This window comes from Reinekea sp., from assembly GCF_982785585.1.
In genome coordinates this window covers 1-17,121 of record NZ_CEYAVF010000013.1, presented here as the reverse complement: position 1 = coordinate 17,121, position 17,121 = coordinate 1, and the positions used below count along the sequence as shown (strand labels likewise).

13 protein-coding genes are annotated in these 17,121 nt (G+C 52.2%); 9 read left to right on the top strand and 4 right to left on the bottom strand.

Translation table 11 applies throughout. The features are described from left to right. The 5 genes from AC4FIC_RS06985 to AC4FIC_RS06965 all read left to right on the top strand — a co-directional run. Positions 1 to 301, top strand: a 301-nt coding sequence (locus AC4FIC_RS06985) for a hypothetical protein (RefSeq protein ID WP_476195479.1), incomplete at its 5' end; no start/stop codon positions are given. Between the two features lie 226 nt (positions 302 to 527). Next, positions 528 to 923: a hypothetical protein gene (locus tag AC4FIC_RS06980; RefSeq protein ID WP_100255849.1), complete on the top strand. Its 396-nt coding sequence runs from the start codon at positions 528 to 530 to the stop codon at positions 921 to 923. A gap of 274 nt (positions 924 to 1,197) precedes the next feature. After that, positions 1,198 to 3,216 carry an XrtA/PEP-CTERM system histidine kinase PrsK gene (gene prsK / locus AC4FIC_RS06975; RefSeq protein ID WP_476194779.1) on the top strand — a complete coding sequence of 673 codons (2,019 nt, stop codon included), beginning with the start codon at positions 1,198 to 1,200 and terminating at the stop codon, positions 3,214 to 3,216. 12 nt (positions 3,217 to 3,228) lie between these two features. Beyond that, positions 3,229 to 4,593: a PEP-CTERM-box response regulator transcription factor gene (prsR, locus tag AC4FIC_RS06970; protein ID WP_273283731.1), complete on the top strand. Its 1,365-nt coding sequence runs from the start codon at positions 3,229 to 3,231 to the stop codon at positions 4,591 to 4,593. Positions 4,594 to 4,606: 13 nt separating this feature from the next. Beyond that, entirely contained in the window at positions 4,607 to 7,009 is a 2,403-nt protein-coding gene (locus tag AC4FIC_RS06965; RefSeq protein WP_490359388.1) for a tetratricopeptide repeat protein, read from the top strand. A gap of 31 nt (positions 7,010 to 7,040) precedes the next feature. On the opposite strand, the gene AC4FIC_RS06960 is transcribed toward AC4FIC_RS06965, so the two are convergent. Both AC4FIC_RS06960 and AC4FIC_RS06955 read right to left on the bottom strand, forming a co-directional pair. Next, on the bottom strand, positions 7,041 to 8,165 hold the full coding sequence (locus AC4FIC_RS06960; protein WP_490359387.1) for a DegT/DnrJ/EryC1/StrS family aminotransferase: 1,125 nt from the start codon (positions 8,163 to 8,165) through the stop codon (positions 7,041 to 7,043). Next, positions 8,162 to 9,307 carry a glycosyltransferase family 2 protein gene (locus AC4FIC_RS06955; RefSeq protein WP_273283738.1) on the bottom strand — a complete coding sequence of 382 codons (1,146 nt, stop codon included), beginning with the start codon at positions 9,305 to 9,307 and terminating at the stop codon, positions 8,162 to 8,164. Before AC4FIC_RS06955 ends, AC4FIC_RS06960 begins: the two co-directional genes overlap by 4 nt. A 107-nt stretch (positions 9,308 to 9,414) precedes the next feature. On the opposite strand from AC4FIC_RS06955, the gene AC4FIC_RS06950 reads away from it, so the two are divergent. From AC4FIC_RS06950 to AC4FIC_RS06935, 4 genes are all read left to right on the top strand, one after another. After that, positions 9,415 to 10,512, top strand: a complete 1,098-nt coding sequence (locus AC4FIC_RS06950) for a glycosyltransferase (RefSeq protein WP_476194775.1) — start codon at positions 9,415 to 9,417, stop codon at positions 10,510 to 10,512. 85 nt (positions 10,513 to 10,597) lie between these two features. After that, positions 10,598 to 12,403, top strand: a complete 1,806-nt coding sequence (locus tag AC4FIC_RS06945; RefSeq protein ID WP_273283741.1) for an ABC transporter ATP-binding protein — start codon at positions 10,598 to 10,600, stop codon at positions 12,401 to 12,403. Between the two features lie 63 nt (positions 12,404 to 12,466). Further along, positions 12,467 to 13,702 carry a glycosyltransferase family 4 protein gene (locus AC4FIC_RS06940; protein WP_273283743.1) on the top strand — a complete coding sequence of 412 codons (1,236 nt, stop codon included), beginning with the start codon at positions 12,467 to 12,469 and terminating at the stop codon, positions 13,700 to 13,702. Next, positions 13,699 to 15,096, top strand: a complete 1,398-nt coding sequence (locus AC4FIC_RS06935; protein ID WP_476194774.1) for a phenylacetate--CoA ligase family protein — start codon at positions 13,699 to 13,701, stop codon at positions 15,094 to 15,096. The genes AC4FIC_RS06940 and AC4FIC_RS06935 overlap by 4 nt, the downstream gene beginning before the upstream one ends. Before the next feature lie 102 nt (positions 15,097 to 15,198). Here AC4FIC_RS06935 and AC4FIC_RS06930 read toward each other — a convergent pair whose 3' ends face one another. Next, positions 15,199 to 16,722 carry a right-handed parallel beta-helix repeat-containing protein gene (locus tag AC4FIC_RS06930; protein ID WP_490359386.1) on the bottom strand — a complete coding sequence of 508 codons (1,524 nt, stop codon included), beginning with the start codon at positions 16,720 to 16,722 and terminating at the stop codon, positions 15,199 to 15,201. A gap of 69 nt (positions 16,723 to 16,791) precedes the next feature. Beyond that, on the bottom strand, positions 16,792 to 17,121 hold a 330-nt coding region (locus tag AC4FIC_RS06925; RefSeq protein ID WP_490359385.1), incomplete at its 5' end, for a hypothetical protein.

Sequence of the window (17,121 nt, the reverse complement as noted above, 5' to 3'; positions counted from 1 at the left end):
ACCAGCACCAGCACCTACGCCAGAGCCATTACCAGATCAAGCCTCAGCTGCAACGCTGTACTGGTCAGTCCCGCTAGAACGCGGCAATGGTGAGCTGATGGCTGCAACCGAACTAGGCGGTTACGAAATTCGCTATAAGAGCGCCGATGACCTCGGCTATCACCATCTTGTCATCACCGATGCGAGTATCGATCAACACAGTTTTTTTGACATCGAACAGCCTGAGCAGATGACCTTTGAGGTGGCCGCATTTGATTTGGATGGCCTCTACAGCGACTTCGTTACCGCCAAGATCGATTGAATTCACGGCCTCGCTCGACGTCATGGGGTTAGGTTGCGTGCCGCCTAGACCTCTTTCGCCTGTCGCGTCGATCCCGGATCGCGGCGACAGGCGTCAAAAAGATAAAGCCACCCATCTTCTGAAAGCGTAAAAAATCAGCAAAACAGTAAATAAGTGATGAGGTTCTCAGTATTAATTTCTCAAATCGCCACACTGCGGCAAAATTCATCACAAAGGAACAGCCTCCATGCGTTGGAGCGTGCTACTACTCGCCCTGTTTTTAACCGCCTGCGAGCTGGGCAAACTTAATGGTCCCGATCCGGGTGGACCATCAAACCAGGCACCGGGTATCGACCTGCCGCCCGACAAGGGTCCCGCAAAGGTGTCCAAATCGGTGCAACTCTATTGGTCACGACCGCTGACGCGAGCAAATAACGAACCGATGCCTGAGGCGGAAATTGGTGGTTATGAAATCCGCTACCGTAAGTTACCCGACGGTCCGTTCCAAACCATTATATTGGTTGCCAATGAAGTCCAACATGGTTTAACTACCGATGACGACGCCAAGCTGTATGAGTTTGCAGTCGCGGTGTTCGATCAGTATGGCAATTACAGTGACTTTATCGTTGCCACCGCTAAATAGCATTTTCCATACCGTACTCTAGCCTGATGACGTTGTAGAATCGCCCTCTTTAGAGCGACCAATTTGGCGACCATCAAGACCGAGAAAACGGTAAAATTTGGCTCGAGTATTTCCCTCCAAAACGATTGCAAAATAAGCCGACAAATTTTTTCAGGGTGTAAAGGTTTTCGCCAAGGGGGCATAAAAGCCTACATTTTAAAATTCTTCTGTCTATACTAAAACTGCTCATTCATGGATGGACATAACTGCCAGTCGGTTATGCTGAGACGGAATAATGGATTATTTTTCGGTCACCCAAACTGCATTTTTATCGGCCTTAGTCAGCACCGGTTGTCTGCTCGGCCTGTTACTGGTGCAGGCTCTTCAGCAACCGTGGAAGCGCCTCTTACTGGTCGGTGTCGTGGGTCAATTTAGCTGGGCATTGACACTTTTTGTTAGCTATACGATGGCCCGGACGAATACGACTCTGATCCTCAGTGCCGAGCTGATGCGCTTTGTCCTTTGGCTGCTCTGCCTCATTTTGCTCTTGGTTAAACGCGCGCCCCTGCCTAACTGGCCGACAAAGTTGTTCGGGCTGGTCGCGGTCACATCGATTATTGTGGGGGCTGGTTTTTACCTACTCTTCTTCGCTAATAGCTCGGCCATGGCCCTGAGTCTGGTACTGCTCCTATTGGCCACCCTGGCCCTGGTGTTTACCGAGCAGCTGGTCCGCAACCTCGATAGCCATCGCATGATGAAACTCATCGGACTGGGTCTTAGCTTTCTCTTTGCCTTCGATCTAGTCATTTACGGCTACAGCCTAGTGACCCAAGCCATTCCCAGCGCATTGTGGCAAGCAAGGGCGGCGCTGGCCTTCAGTGTATCCTTGGCGCTGACCATAGGTGCGCTCCTGTTCAACGAACGCGGTGATGGCCACTATCTGTTTACCGTATCGCGCCCGGCGGCCTTTTTTTCCACCACGCTAATCCTAGCCATCTTGTTAATCGGCGCGGTCGCGCTGAGCAGCGTCTATCTAGACAGGCCCGGGTTTCTCGCCACCTACCTCTTTACCCTAGCCTTGGTTATGGCTCTGCTATTACTGTTCACCCTAATCATTTCGCGAACCCTGCGGCAGCATTTTGAAGTTTTCGTTAGCAAACACTTTTTCGCGCTCAAGTACGACTACCGCCTAGAGTGGCTCAACGCCAACCGTCGGGTCTCGGAGCTGCACAACCAGCAAGGCGACTATTATGCGCAGGCCTTGTTGACCCTGTGCACCGCCATGCGCGCTGAGCCGGGTGGACTGTGGATCGACCAGGGCGCTGAACTGCGTGAAATGACCCTAAGCCCATGCCTAAGCGATGCCCCGGCTGCACTGCCGACCAGCGTACCCTTTGTCCGCACCATGCTGAGTAAAGCCTGGATTTACGCACCACACACCGGCACGCAAAGCATGGCTGAGCACAACCACCTATTGCCGACTTGGATCAAGGCCAATGCCGACATTTGGTTGGTCGCACCATTGATTATTCAACAACGTCTGATCGGCTTTGCCATCCTAAACCGGCCCAAAAGCCAAACCGAGATCACCTTTGAAGACCGCGATTTGCTTACCAATATCAGCAGCCAAATGGCCAGCCATATAGTGCTCCACCAGCAAGAAAAAATCATCAGTGACGCCAAGCAGTTGGAGACATACCACCGGCTAGCTGCCTTTATTATGCACGATATCAATAATGTCATCGCCCAGCTGGCATTGCTTGGCAAGAATGCCGAGCGCCATAAGGCCAACCCTGCCTTTGTCGACGATATGATCAAGACGGTCGAAAATGCTATCGGCCGAATGCAGGGCCTGGTACAAAAATTCAACCTGGCCGCTAAGGAACAGCGCACGGCCTTTTCAGTTAGCACTCTGCTCACGCAGCTCTATGAGGAATGCGCGCGCTTCAATCCCTTGCCCATTTTGCGGGTTAAGCACAATTTCTCCATCAATGCGGATAAACAGCGCCTAATCCTGGCTATCAAAAACCTCGTGCGCAATGCGCAAGAGGCTACCGGTCAGAATGGCCAGGTGACCATAAGCGCTCAACTGCGCCAAGGCTGTGGTCTGCTGGTGGTCGCCGATAACGGCCGGGGTATGAGTCAGAGGTTCATCAATGAAGAGCTGTTCCGACCCTTTTCAAGCACCAAGGCGGGCAAGGGCTTAGGCATTGGTGCCTATCTGACCAAGTCCTATCTTGAGCAGCTCGGCGCTAGTCTTAGGGTACACAGCACAGAGGGTGTGGGAACGCGCTTCGAAATAACCTTTAGCTAAAGGAAACAAGACATGGACCTGTCAGCCAGAACGCTATTAATTATTGAAGACGACGAGGGCTTGCAGAGCCAATTTAAATGGCATTTTGATGGACTCGCAACCACCCTGGTAACGGCGAGCACCGTCCAGGAAGCGCTGACGCTCGTGCGCCAATACCAGCCGCGGGTCATCATTCAGGACCTGGGTTTACCACCCGATGCCGAAGGCGTCAGCGAGGGATTTCGTTGCATCGCTGCGGTCCTGAGCATTGCACCGCGCAGTAAAATTATCGTGCTAACTGGTAAAGATGAACATCGCAATGCGCTCAAGGCGATCTCCTTAGGCGCCTTTGATTTCTATTTAAAACCGCTCGATACCGACCGACTCGATCACGTTGTCGAACGGGCATTTCATCTGGCACAACTGGAATGGGAAAACCGCCAATCGCTCGATGCCTCTGAACCCTTACCTGGACTCATCACTGCCAATCCCCAAATGCGCAATATCTGCCGGATGATCGACAAGATTGCCCAAAGCAAAATCACCGCCACCCTGCTCGGTGAAAGCGGTACCGGCAAGGAGGTATTGGCACGTGCTATCCATAGTCAAAGCGCTGACCGCGACCGACCCTTTGTGGCGATAAATTGCGCCGCCGTACCGGAAAATCTAATCGAGAGTGAACTCTTTGGTTATGAAAAGGGTTCCTTTACCGGCGCCAGCACGAGCAATATCGGCAAGATCGAACAGGCGATGGGCGGCACCCTATTTCTCGATGAAATTGGCGATATGCCATTGGCTCTGCAGGCCAAGGTACTGCGCTTTTTACAGGAGCGGATGATCGAGCGCGTGGGCGGCCGAAAGGAAATACGCATCGATTTGCGTGTTGTTTGTGCGACCAATAAAAACTTGCAGCAGATGGTGCAGGCGGGCACCTTCCGCGCAGATTTGTTTTATCGGATCTGTGAAATTGTGATCGATATACCGCCGCTGCGCGAACGCGGTAACGACCCGATCCTAATCGCCCATCATATACTCAAGCGCTATTGCCAAGAGGTCGCGGTAAAGCCGATGGTGTTCTCCTATGATGCCCTGCAGGCCATCGGTCACTACAGTTGGCCGGGGAATATTCGGGAGGTCGAAAACCGTATCAAGCGGGCCGTGGTCTTGGCAGAGAACACCCTGATCCAGGCCGCCGACCTGGCCCTGCAAGCGCCGACCCGCAAGCCCCTGGCGATCAATATAAAAGAAGCGCGCAAGAATGCCGAGGTGGAGGCCATTCATTCCGCGCTGGCGCTCAGTCAGCGCAACATATCGTCCGCCGCCAAGTTATTGGGAGTCACCCGGCCGACCCTGTACGACCTACTGAAAAAATATAATCTGTTTATCGATCATAGCTAGGGGAGCGAATTCCATGCGTAAATTATCGATCACCACTCTTGTTGCGCTCTATGTCTTGAGCTTTATGATCGCTTGCTCAGACAATACTCAGGTCGAAAAGGCCGCCAGCTTTTTGGATCGCAGTGTCCGCTATGAACAGCAGGGCCAATTTCGCGCCGCGCTAATTGAGATTCGCAATGCTTTACAGGCCGACCCAAGCGATCCCCTCTTGATCGTGCACTACGCGCGCTTACTAACGCGTATTGGTAGCCCAAACCAGGCCGAGGCGCTCTTCAAAAACCAAAGCGACAGTATCGATGCCATTCGCCTGGCCTATGCTGAGGTGCTGTTATTGCAAGGTAAAACCATTTCGGCCCAAGAGTTGCTGGCCGGCTGGCAGCCTAACACCCTCGAACAGGCGGAATTTAACCGATTACAGGCCCTGCAGACCTATCTGGCGGGCCATCAACAGGAGGCATTAAAACAGTATCGCGTGCTCGTCAATAACCCGGCCACGACCCTGAGCACCAAGCGGGAATTTGTTTCCCTGTTATTGCAAAGCAGGCTCCACGACGAAGCGCAGCAGTGGACTACCCAACTCTTGGCGCAGTGGCCCAACGACCCGATTATGCTCTATTACGACGCCCGCCTGGCCTATAACGCCAACCGACTCGAGGCCGCAGCGGCAGCGCTTACCGAAGCGCTGGTGCACCTGCCCGAGACCGATATGCTGTTAAGCGACCGGCTGCAGGTTTTAGAGCTGCTCAGCACTGTCTTAACCGCTCAGGGTCGCCCGGCCGAGGCACTGGAATACAGCCGTCTGATCCGCACGGCCAATCCGGAAGCCTTCCTTGCCCGCCAGCAATATAAGGATGCCCTAGCCGCCGCCAGCATCGGTGACTTGGCGACGGCCAAGGATGCTTTTGCAGAGATTCTCAATCAGTTCCCAGATAACCAGCAGGCCGCCCTGCTATTGGGTCTAATTAACTTCGAAGAGGGTGATCTGGCAAGCGCTGAAGCGCTGCTGTCGGCCAACCTCAATGCCGAAACCGCGCCGGTGACCCTGATTCAGGCGACCGCACTGGCTCAGGCCGAGCAGGGCAAAGCCGACCAAGCCTTGGCGGTCTTGCAACGGGCCCTACTGGCCCGGCCCGATGACCTGGGGCTGCTGTCCCTATACGGTGTGATTTGCTTAAACAACCAGCAGGAACAACAGGGGGTGCAAGCCCTGCGCAAGGCCCTGCGGTTGGATCCCAGTAAAACCCGCTTACATCTACTGCTGGCGCAATACTATGTCGGCCAGGCACGCATGGAACCCGCCCTGGCGCAACTGCGCACAGCCTTTGCCGAGAATATCCAAGACTGGTCGAGCACCGGGCTGTACCTGACGCTGCTGGTTAGGCAACAACAGACCACCGAAATACAGACCGTGCGCGAGCGCATCGGCGCCGAGTTCGCAACCGACCCCTCGGCGATGTGGCTGATGGCCGTGGCCGATGTCCAGCTCGGTAACAGTCGTTCAGCCATCGCCCTGTTGGCGACCTTGCACACACGGGTGCCCAATAATCCCAATGTCATATCTGCCCTGGCTAGGCTGCATCAGCAGAACGGTGAACCGGATCGCGCCGCCGAGCTCTGGCTGGAGGCGATTCGCGTCAGTCCGACCAACAGTGGCCTGGTGCAGTCTTTGGTGGCGGCCAAGGCACAATCCTTGCCGGTCGATACACTGCCGATCTGGTTGATCGAACAGGCCGAGGCCCGCCCGGACATTGCCTTGCCGTTGCATGCGGCCGCAGTCGAGTTGCTGATTAATCAAGGTCAGTTGGCGGCGGCCCAGACGCTTGCTAGCCAATATCACAGCAGCGACCTGCCCCGAGCGCATGCCATCAGGGCCAATGTGTTGCGTGCGGAGGGCATTGCTCAGGCCGAGGCGGGCGACTGGGCGGGCGCCTTAAAGACGGTTGATCGGGCTATCGCGTTGATGCCCAACAACAGCCAACTGACCCTGCTAGCAGCCAAGATCGATATTCAGCTGGCCGATGAGCCGGGCGCGCGGAAACGATTGCAGGGTCTCATCGCGGAACAGCCTAACAATGCTGAGGCCTTGAGCGCCCTAGCGGGCATCAGCATGGCCAATGGTGCCAGCGAATTGGCCCGCAGCCAATACCAACAGGCACTGGCCGCAAATCCAGAGTGGGTGCCGGCACTCAACAACCTGGCCTGGCTGGTCCGTAGCGAGGATCCCGCTCAGGCCCTACTCTACGCGGCAGCAGCGGCCGAACTGGCGCCGGGTTCTGCCGCGGTGTTGGATACCTATGGCTGGATCTTGCATCTCAATGGCCAACCAGCAAAAGCCTTGCAGATACTGGATGCGGCCTTAGGGATTGAGCCAGAGAATGAGGAGATAAGAGAACATCGACGCGCGGTGGCGGGCTAGGGCCACGGCAAGTATGTTGCCTCGCGTCTGATCATTTATCCGTTGCGACTAGCGTTGTGATAGCTGCTAGGTGACACGCTTTAACCTGTTGGTGCGTGGGCAAGGTTAGCAGCCGGCGGGCGAAGCTCACGGCATTGGGCAAAGGCCCCATCTGCAAGGCCAATTCAGCTATTCCCTCAAGTTCGGACAGCGCACCGTTGTACAGCCGACTCACACCCAGCCCACGCAGTGCCGAATTCTCAGTCAGCCTGGCGCGATCCGCCGACCGGTGGCTTAGCAATGGAAAACGCAGCAGGCGTCGACAGCGCGGGCTGGTCAACAGTGCATGCAAACCATTGTGCGTAGAAGCGATGCGCGCTTTCAATCCCTGTTCAGCGAAACGGCTTAATGAGCGGTAGTGAGTCACATTGGCCCGAACCCGCAGCAGCTTGGCAGCTGACATCAGACAAATGTTGTCCAAGGCGTGGTAGCGCGTCGCACCCAGTTTTAGAAAGGGCAGTTGCTCCATCCAATAGTATGCCCAAGGCTGCGACAGGAGAGCCAAGAGCCTTACCTTGAGGCGCCAGCTTGGGCTCCCGGCCTCGGTACTCAACTTAAGGTCGAATAACGCTAGCCCCTCTTTTACCGCCACCAGACCGCCACCCAACAAACTCACGGCCTTACCGCGGCCGAACGAGAAGGTCACGTAATCACCCTGCAGGCCAGCGACCTCATGCGCATCGGGAAACCATTGGGCATTGTCCTCTATAAGCCCGACCTTGGGCCACGGTGCGAGCAATTGCCGAATTTCCGTCAGTCGCTCGGTAATGCCCAAGAAGTTAATGGCGATCACTGCTAGGGTACGCTGCGTTAAGGCGCATTCCAGCTGCGCGAGATCGTAGCTGGGGTCATCGACACAGATATCGACGACCCTGGGTATGAAACCCGCGAACAGAGCTGCCGCGACTAGATCGGGACAACAGTAACCGGGGATAATAACTTCCGGTTGCGACACCGCTGGATAGCGCATTTTTAGTTGCACTAAACTAAAGGCGAGCGCGGCGGTGCCGGAGTTCAACCAAACCAACTGATAGCCGGGTAGTAACTGACCTAAGGATTCAGCACTGCTGTCCAGCCGAATGGTATTTCCGGCCGGTGGCAAACTCTGCCACCTCATCGGGCCGATGGCTTCCATGTGGTCATGCGGGTGCCAGAGAAAAACTTTAGCGCCGAATCCATCAGCGCTAGATTGACCTGGACAAAAAAATAGATCAAACGAATGGGCGCCAATGCGCGCATCCGCTCACTGAGATGGGCAAGACCGGCCGTGGCGTAAAACAGTATCTGGCCGATCAGGGCGAGTCGATAAAATCCGCCCACACCGGCTAGGCTCGCCGACACCAACAACAGCGCAAGCAGAAACCAGGGCACAGCCCAACGCATCAGTTTGTGGCTGAATACTTGGACGGCATAGAATCCAAACCGACTCACATTGAGCACCTCAAGGTGGCGTGACAACCCGGTCATACCGCGCAACACCGTGCGCACCTTGCGCGTATATTCTTTACTCGGATCTTTTAAATCCGCATAAAAACCCAATACATCGGGCGCCGAGATCGATTGCAAACCGGCCCGGGCACAATTAAGCGCGGTGTTAAAGTCCGACGGAGAATGGATATCCCATTGCCGGCACAGGTCCCGACGAGCCGCGAAAAAGGAGCCACTGAGTCCTACCAACCCGCCTAAGCGACTTTCCTGACGGCGCAACCACATTTCATACCGGACATAAAAGCCCTCTCCGGCAACCGCGCCCTGCGTGCCGACAAACCTGTCCTCACTGGAGACGGCGCCGACATCGCCCCGTTGAAAGTGCCGATCCAATTTCTCGATCGCATCGACCTGCATCAAAGTGGCGACATCGGAGAACACGAGGACATCGCCAGTGGCCCGTTGGATCGCCGACCACTGCGCGTTTTCCTTGCCCAATCGTTGCGGGGCCCGTACCAATACTATGCCGCGATCCGAGAAGCTGGCCACTAGGGCGTCGGTACCATCGTCGCTGCAATCGGAGGCGATGATGAGTTCTAAGCGCGCCGGATCAAACTGTAAGGCGAGTAAATTAATAATTTTCTCTTCGATCCGCTGCGCTTCATTATAGGCAGTAACAATGAGCGAATAGTTCAGCAAATGATCCGTCCTTGGATTGGTTATTACCGACGCTTTGGCATATTTTTTAACCCCAATAAGCAACAGCAACGGGTACAAAAAATAGCTGTAGAGCGAACAAAAAACACAGAACCAAAAAAATAAAATAATCACGATTGCAACTCCTTTTGACATGTTTCTAAGATGGCTTAAGCCCTTCAAACTACCTTATTTTTGAGGCATAATCGGCTGCAGTATATCTAAACAAGGATGTTGTTTACATGTCTAATTTAACGCCCGGCACACGACTCAGGGTTCTGCATATCCTATCCGGCGATCTATGGGCCGGCGCTGAGGCACAGGCCCATACCCTGTTAAAAAACCTCAGACCCTTGTGCGACGTGAGCGCCATCTTGTTAAACGAGGGCGAACTGGCGAAACGATTACGCGCCGACGATATAGACGTGACCATATTGGATGAGGCAAAACTGTCGAGCAGGAAAATATTCACCAGTCTACGTGCTCATATACGACAGCTAAAACCCGATGTGGTTCATACCCATCGCCAAAAAGAAAACATCCTCGGCGCCCTAGCCAATGCAACAACCGTCAGAGCACGTTGCGTCAGAACAGTACACGGTGCGCCTGAGTTTTCGGGTAATTGGCAGACCCGATTACAACGGAGTCTGGAACGGTGGGTCGGCCGACACTATCAAGACCTCTTTATAGCGGTTTCGCACGAACTGCGAGACCATCTGGCGATCGACTATCCCGGCCTCCGAATCAGCACAGTGCCTAACGGCGTCGACGTAGCGGCGTTAAGAGCCCAGATCGGACCGGTTGACTTCAGGGACGTGCATCCCACCAAAAGACACCTGGGCATTATCGGCCGGTTAGTACCGATCAAGCGTATCGATATATTCCTCAAGATTGCGGCGCGTCTAAGACAGGAAAACAACAGTGATTTTCAGTTTCATATAATCGGTGCTGGTCCGTGTAGGCTGCTATTGGAGAGCCAGGCGCGCGCCTTAAACATAGTGGAACGGGTCACATTCCATGGCCATCGTGACGATATCCCGAGCATCATAGCAGCCTTGGATGCAGTCCTTATCTGCTCCGATCATGAGGGCTTGCCCATGGTCGCGCTGGAAACCTTGGCCCTGGATACGCTCTTGATCGCGCACAATATCGGTGGCCTGTCTGAACTGGCGGACTACAACACAGCGTTATTAACTCAGCCCAACAGCCCGGCTAGCTATTACAAAACGCTCACCGGCATTGCAGATTTTTCGGTTGCAACCGAAAACTTTTCTCACCATGCGAAAAAAAACAGCGAGCAAACCATGGCGCTCTATAGCGCCATGACGGCTGGACCATAGGAGAAGAGAGCGCAGCGTATCCGCTAAACCTGAGCATGCCGCCCACGGCATAATAATGACAACTTATATGTCGAGCACAAGCCACATGAAAATGCTTTACGGGTCCCTGTTTAGATTGATTGGCAAAAAAAATAGAACGCGAGTTCTGCTCTTGCAGATTCTTTTTTTGCTCACGGCGCTGTTCCAAGTTGCTGGCATAGCCTCGATCGCGCCTTTTATTACCATGGTGAGCAACCCGGGCTTTATCACCACTAATACCTACCTCACCTTCCTGTTCAATCTTTATGCTTTCGAATCGGACAGTCAATTTATCGTCACCTATGCACTGTTCGTCATCCTCCTTATTATCGTCAGCAACAGCATAGCGTCATACAGCTTATGGAAACTATTTCAAATATCAATGCGCCTGGGCGCCCATGTCCAACGGACTATTTATAAAAGCTATCTCGATAATGACTACACCTTCTTTGCCATTAATAACAGCTCGCGCTTAACCTCGCAAATTACCCAAGAAATCCCAAGAATGGTCTATATGGTTGTGCAACCCATACTCACCCTTATCTCGCAGCTCTTTATTGCAGCGCTCATTATAGTTGGCCTATTGATTATCGATATCAGCATTGCCTTAACAGCAACAGCAATCGTTGGGTCGGTATACTTTTTAATCTTTAAGCTGATCCGGTCAAGAGTGGTTGAGAGCGGCAATTTGATTAGCACACTCAACCTTACAAAATTGAAGTTATTGGACGAAAGCATAGGCGGGATTAAGGAAGTTAAACTCAAGGGCACAGAAGACTATTATAAGCAGCAAGTTGATCGGGTGACCGTGCGTGGGCTGTCCGCGTCGGCCTATATTGCCCTGGCAGGCGACTTACCCCGGTTTATGGTTGAGACCGTGGTGTTCGCCTCTATTCTGGGCTTGTCGATCTACATCTTACTCACCTCGGGTACCGCCAATGAGGCCCTGAGCACCATCAGCCTCTATGCCATGGCGGGTTACAAGCTGCTGCCGGCGGCTCAGTCGATCTATAGGGCCTACTCGCAGATTAGAGCAAATGGTTCGGTGGTGCTTGCCCTCGCTCACGAGATTGAAAAAAGCACAGCTCACGATAGCCCGCTCAGAACACTCGGGAATGAACCCGCACCAGAGGGCGACATTGTTTTTAACGATGTGGCATTCCGCTATCCGAATACCGCTAAGTTTGCCTTGGCTCGGTGTAATTTGCGCATTGCAAAAAATAAGATCACCGCCTTTGTCGGCACCTCAGGCGCCGGAAAAAGCACTGCGGTAGATTTGCTGCTCGCCCTACTCGTGCCAACATGTGGCTCCATTACGGTCGGCGACATTGCGCTCGATAAACAGAATATTAAAGCTTGGCGCCAGAAGATTGGCTACGTGGCACAGACTATATTTATCTTGGATGCATCCTTTCAAGAAAATATCGCCCTCGGCATACCCGAATTAGAGGTCGACCCGATACGGCTAAAAAAGGCGGCTCAGCTGGCAAATATTTACGACTTCATAGCAGAGTGTGACGGTGGCTTCAACTTCAAGCTGGGTGAGCGGGGCGCAAAACTCAGTGGTGGCCAAAAACAACGTATCGGCATTGCCCGGGCGCTATACCAAGACCCCGCTATATTGGTATTAGATGAGGCGACAAGCGCTTTGGATAATGTCACGGAACAACTCATTATGAATGACATACTGAGCTTAGCGCAAACCAGAACCATCGTCATGATCGCGCATAGACTGACCACGGTAGAGAATGCCGATAATATTTTCGTGTTTAAGCTGGGTAAAATTGAGGATCAGGGCACCTACCAAAGTCTGGCCAACAATTCCCTAGAATTCAAAGCACTGCTTAGCGCAGGCAAAGGTAGTAATAAATAACCTAGTGGCAAACACCGCCCGTTACTCGGTTGGTTTGGCCAGCCGCTACCCAAGGAGCACCCGATGAAAGTACTCTGGATTAACCATTTTGTACCCTACCCGGCAAAGGGTGGGCTGTTAATTAGAACCTCAAATCTTTTAACGGCATGCGTGATAGCGCATCATGTTGACCTGGTCGCATTGATCCAACCTAGACTGGTACGGGCCTATTCACCCTCCCTGGCGCTTGGGCTTGAACGATCGCGCGCAGCCTTAACCAGCCTTGTCCGTACGCTCTACACGGTGAATATCCCCTCGGAACGCTCAGCACTTCATCGCCTGGCCACCCTTATCCGGTCCACGCTCACAAATAGACCCTATTCGGTTAGCTGGCTAGCATCGGAAGCCGCCAAGGAGTTGATTCACAAGCTTCTCTTGGCTCAAGACTATGATTTGATCCATTTGGATACCGCCGCATTACTACCCCTACTGCCGATGAACCTTAATGTTCCGGTCGTGGTAAACCACCATAATGCGGAACACCATATGATGCGGCGCCGAGCTCAACAAGAACGCAACTGGCTTAAAAAAATTCTCTTCTTTGATGAAGCGCGAAAAATCATGCATTTCGATAGCAACAACCTGGGCAAGGTTAGCCACAATATCGTCTGCTCTGAAGATGACAAAAAACGGATCGAAGCGCTCGGGGTAGAGGCCACTAGGGTCTCTATCGTGCCCAATTCGGTTTCCGTTCCAGAGCAAAGCCAAAGGAGTCCAGACAAGAACAAGCTGTTGTTCGTTGGGGGTTTGAATTGGTATCCCAATAAGAAGGGCATTGAATGGTTCCTCCGGAATATCTGGCCTACCCTGGCTGCACAGTACAAGGATTTAAGCTTGGATATTATTGGCAAGTATCCCTCTAAAACCATGATTCTCTTGGTAGCCGGTTCAGAACGGGTTCGTTTACACGGTTATGTTGAGGATATAGGCCTGTATTACCGCAACGCCCTAGCCTTTATCTCGCCCATCTTCGATGGCGGCGGCACCAAGCTCAAGGTTCTGGACGCTATGGCCAACGCAATACCGGTTATCGGCAATAGCCTGGCATTTGAAGGTATTGATGTCACTGATCAACTGAATGCCTTTATTGCCAATGACAGCCGGTCATATGGGGCAGCCATTGCCCTATTGTCAGAGGGCCACATGGGCGCTGACGCTGGCCGTCGCGCGCAGGCACTGGTGGCAGAAAAATACAGCGCCATCAAGGTCGGCAACGCCTATTCGATGCTCATCCAATCCCTGGCTCAGGGGGCGGCATGAACCCACTGCTCAACAAATTGTTCTTATACTATCCAGCAACCGCCTTCACGGGTGAGTTTCATTTTTTGTATCAGGGTTTATACCGCAGCCAGCAGTATCAGAGTACCGATAGTCTATTTCGGTATCAGCTGCGACAATTCACCGCACTGCTAGGGCATGCGGTGCACCACAAACCCTACTATCGGAGAATGTTGCCTGCTGACGCCCATCTCGATTGTCGCCAAATTCACGCCCTTGAGGACTTTCAGCGTTTTTATAACACCTTGCCTGTGCTCACCAAGCAAGATTTGATTGGCCATCACCAAGAGCTGTCGGGCAAGGTTCACTTGTCGTCAAGAATCAAGACCACCGGAGGCTCTACCGGCGAACCGGTTAAGCTCTATAAAAATGTATCCGCGCTGGCCCGTGAGCGAGTGGCCACCGCACTAAGTTATGAATGGGCCGGCATTCAGGTTGGCGCTAAACAGGCACGATTCTGGGGTATCCCGCACAGCAACAGGGCTAAGTTTATGGCGGGGATCACCGACCTAGTGGCCAACCGCTATCGCTTGTCGGCCTTTGATATGACTGACGCCGACATGGCCGGCTATTACCGCCACTTACTGCTAGTCAAACCCGCCTATCTATATGGCTATGTCAGCGCCATTCGCCTCTTTGCTAATTATATAAAGCACACCAATTTGGCCCCGCTGCCGAGTTTAAAGGCGGTCATAACCACGTCTGAGGTGTTGTCTGAGCTCGATCGCCACGATATCGAACAGGGTTTTGCGGTTAAGGTTTTCAATGAATACGGTTGTGGGGAGGTCGGATCCATTGCCCATGAATGTGAACAGGGCGCTCTGCATGTCATGGCCAGTAATCTGTTGGTTCAAGTTGAACGTGACGGCATCACCTACAACCATGGCACAGGTGAGATTGTGCTGACCGATTTGCACAACTATGCCACTCCGTTAATCCGCTATAAGCTGGGTGACTACGCCACCCTCGCCCCGGGTGGTTGCAGTTGCGGCAGAGGCCTACCGGTCTTATCCAGGGTGCACGGGCGGGCTTACGATATTATCCATACCCCCGAGGGACGGTCTATTCACCCTGAGGCGATAATATACATCTTTGAAAAGATGCAAGAACAGCGCGCCGTGTTTAAGCAATTTCAAGTTTTACAGGACCGGTTAGACCATCTGACAATTAGAATAATTCCGACGGCTAATTTCAACAACACTATAGGGCGGGATATTCAAGTGGCTGTTCGCACCAAAATATCAGCTGCCATGCAAATATCACTCGAATTAGTGAACACGATAGAACGTGAAAAATCCGGTAAATTACGTGTGGTCAAGAGCCAATTAACAGCCGACGATAATCGATTACCTATGGCAAACACCCGAAGAAGCTAACAGGAGCGAGCCAGCTTGAGCTGGCATCTGAACGCCGCAAGGATTCAGAAACCGGCTCGATCGACCCGCGTCAGAAAGATCGGTTACGAGCAGTGACTGAGGTTAATTTGTTTCCAACCTAGGCTCTAAATTTTTCGGTTGATTTAGCTCATATACGATGTCTGCGCCAACGCTAGAGGAAAAGGTATCTTTCGAAATGGCACCTACCGTTCCATCTCGATCCCGAAACAAGCTACCCCTTTCAGTCGAAAATTGGTTGCCTTGGGTGATAACACTCGACTCATCGCTACAGCCTTCACAGGAAAATACCTCGGCGTCATAGCTCTCTATAGCATTGTCTTTCAAAATGATATTTGGGGTGTCTGCGGCAACCTTAATAAAGCGCACGTTGCCGATAATGTTGTTTCGATAGATGTAGAGCGGCAAATCGATATCCGTGTTCTTATCATTGAAGGTGATGCCGAAGCCAGCGCCGCTGGTTTCAATGCGATTATAACTGACATCGATATTGCCATAGCTTTCGCCTCCCTGTTTCGCGTTGTACAACCAGATGGCATTATTGTCGATGTCATCGAAGGTATTTTCATTTACATACCAGTTCTCACTGTTCATCTTAATGCCTATCGCATGCGAGGTACCCTGCCCGGCTGGGTCGGCAAATGAGACAAAGGAATTTCGCTGCACAGCGACATGATCTATCGTATAGGCCAGTATTCCAAAACCATGCATGATATTACCGAAGTAGTTATTTAAAAAAGCCCACCGTCGTCCGGCTCCCTCATGATTGGCCATAATGACAGACTGATTCCAGGAATCTCTTGAACTGATCAGGTTCTGAAAACGGTTATTTCGGAATACCACATCTTTGGAACCGCCACTGATTCTAAAACCCATATGAAATTCATGGGTGGTTTCTTCGCTATTGGATATTTGAAAAACGCGAACGCCTTCAAGATAGAAGTTATCCAGTGTCGTATCAGAGCGTAGGTGGGTTGTCGACATATCAAACTCGACCACTTCTTTGGGGTAGGTTAGAAATACCACTGGCTGGCGATTAGTCCATTGAATCCGAGCGTCTTCCTTGTAACCATCAAACTTATACCTACCAGATCTGAAATAGATAAATTTATTTTTGTTGCGTTCCGAATACTTGCTCTCATAACTCAGCCCACCATAGACATCTGAAAAGTCTAACTTCGGATCGTCAATGGTACCGGAACCGCCGTTGCTGCCATTCTTACTGTCGACGAACATAAACCCTTCTTTGGTAACCTTAACGTCCCAGATTGCGGTAAGGGTTTGGGGTTCTACTGAACTGTCACTGATAGCAACCTTGAAGCGATACAGGGCGTCGCGTTCGACCGGATTGGCCCAACGAATGGTGCCAATGGACTCGTCCAACTGTACGTCAGCGGGCGCTTCAATTAATTCAAAGCGATACGGATAGTTACCGCCGCCGGCCACGACATCAACAGAGTAGAGGGTATCGGGATAGGCTCTGTTATACCTATTGTTGATATCGAAAGAAGGTTTAGGTGCAATTTGCTCTAAAGGCAAAGCGCTGTAATTCTCTGCAAAGGAAAAGGTATACAGTAGCAGGGTAGAAGCAAGAAATAGGTATCGCATTAGGTTAATCTCCGAGTCTTCTTAAAGTGCCGCTGCAGCATAGCACCCTGCTCATTCTATATTGAGGGGTCAGTCACAATCGGAGAAATACCTATTCAAGCAGTCGTGATTGGCTTTTCGGTTGAATAATGCATCCTCATAGTCATAAGCCATTTCGGGACTATTCACTTTATTCCTAAAAAACTGACCATACAGTGTTCGGTAGTCAAAACCATAGACGGCTTGTAAGACCTTCTCCATGCTAGCGCCATGAGAGATGTGCTCTATGCCCCAGTTCCTCGGATACTTTGTTGGATCTGGATTGCCAATAAAGAATCGAACGATTTCTTTTTCAGTAAAGATATGGCCCGTGGCAGCATTGACGTTATCACGATTCACGCCAACATTTCCGGCCAGCAA

Coding starts and splice junctions, on each gene's coding strand:
- AC4FIC_RS06980 (WP_100255849.1), top strand. CDS start 528: ATGCGTTGGAGCGTGCTACTACTCGCCCTGTTTTTAACCGCCTGCGAG.
- prsK (WP_476194779.1), top strand. CDS start 1,198: ATGGATTATTTTTCGGTCACCCAAACTGCATTTTTATCGGCCTTAGTC.
- prsR (WP_273283731.1), top strand. CDS start 3,229: ATGGACCTGTCAGCCAGAACGCTATTAATTATTGAAGACGACGAGGGC.
- AC4FIC_RS06965 (WP_490359388.1), top strand. CDS start 4,607: ATGCGTAAATTATCGATCACCACTCTTGTTGCGCTCTATGTCTTGAGC.
- AC4FIC_RS06960 (WP_490359387.1), bottom strand. CDS start 8,165: ATGAGGTGGCAGAGTTTGCCACCGGCCGGAAATACCATTCGGCTGGAC.
- AC4FIC_RS06950 (WP_476194775.1), top strand. CDS start 9,415: ATGTCTAATTTAACGCCCGGCACACGACTCAGGGTTCTGCATATCCTA.
- AC4FIC_RS06945 (WP_273283741.1), top strand. CDS start 10,598: ATGAAAATGCTTTACGGGTCCCTGTTTAGATTGATTGGCAAAAAAAAT.
- AC4FIC_RS06940 (WP_273283743.1), top strand. CDS start 12,467: ATGAAAGTACTCTGGATTAACCATTTTGTACCCTACCCGGCAAAGGGT.
- AC4FIC_RS06935 (WP_476194774.1), top strand. CDS start 13,699: ATGAACCCACTGCTCAACAAATTGTTCTTATACTATCCAGCAACCGCC.
- AC4FIC_RS06930 (WP_490359386.1), bottom strand. CDS start 16,722: ATGCGATACCTATTTCTTGCTTCTACCCTGCTACTGTATACCTTTTCC.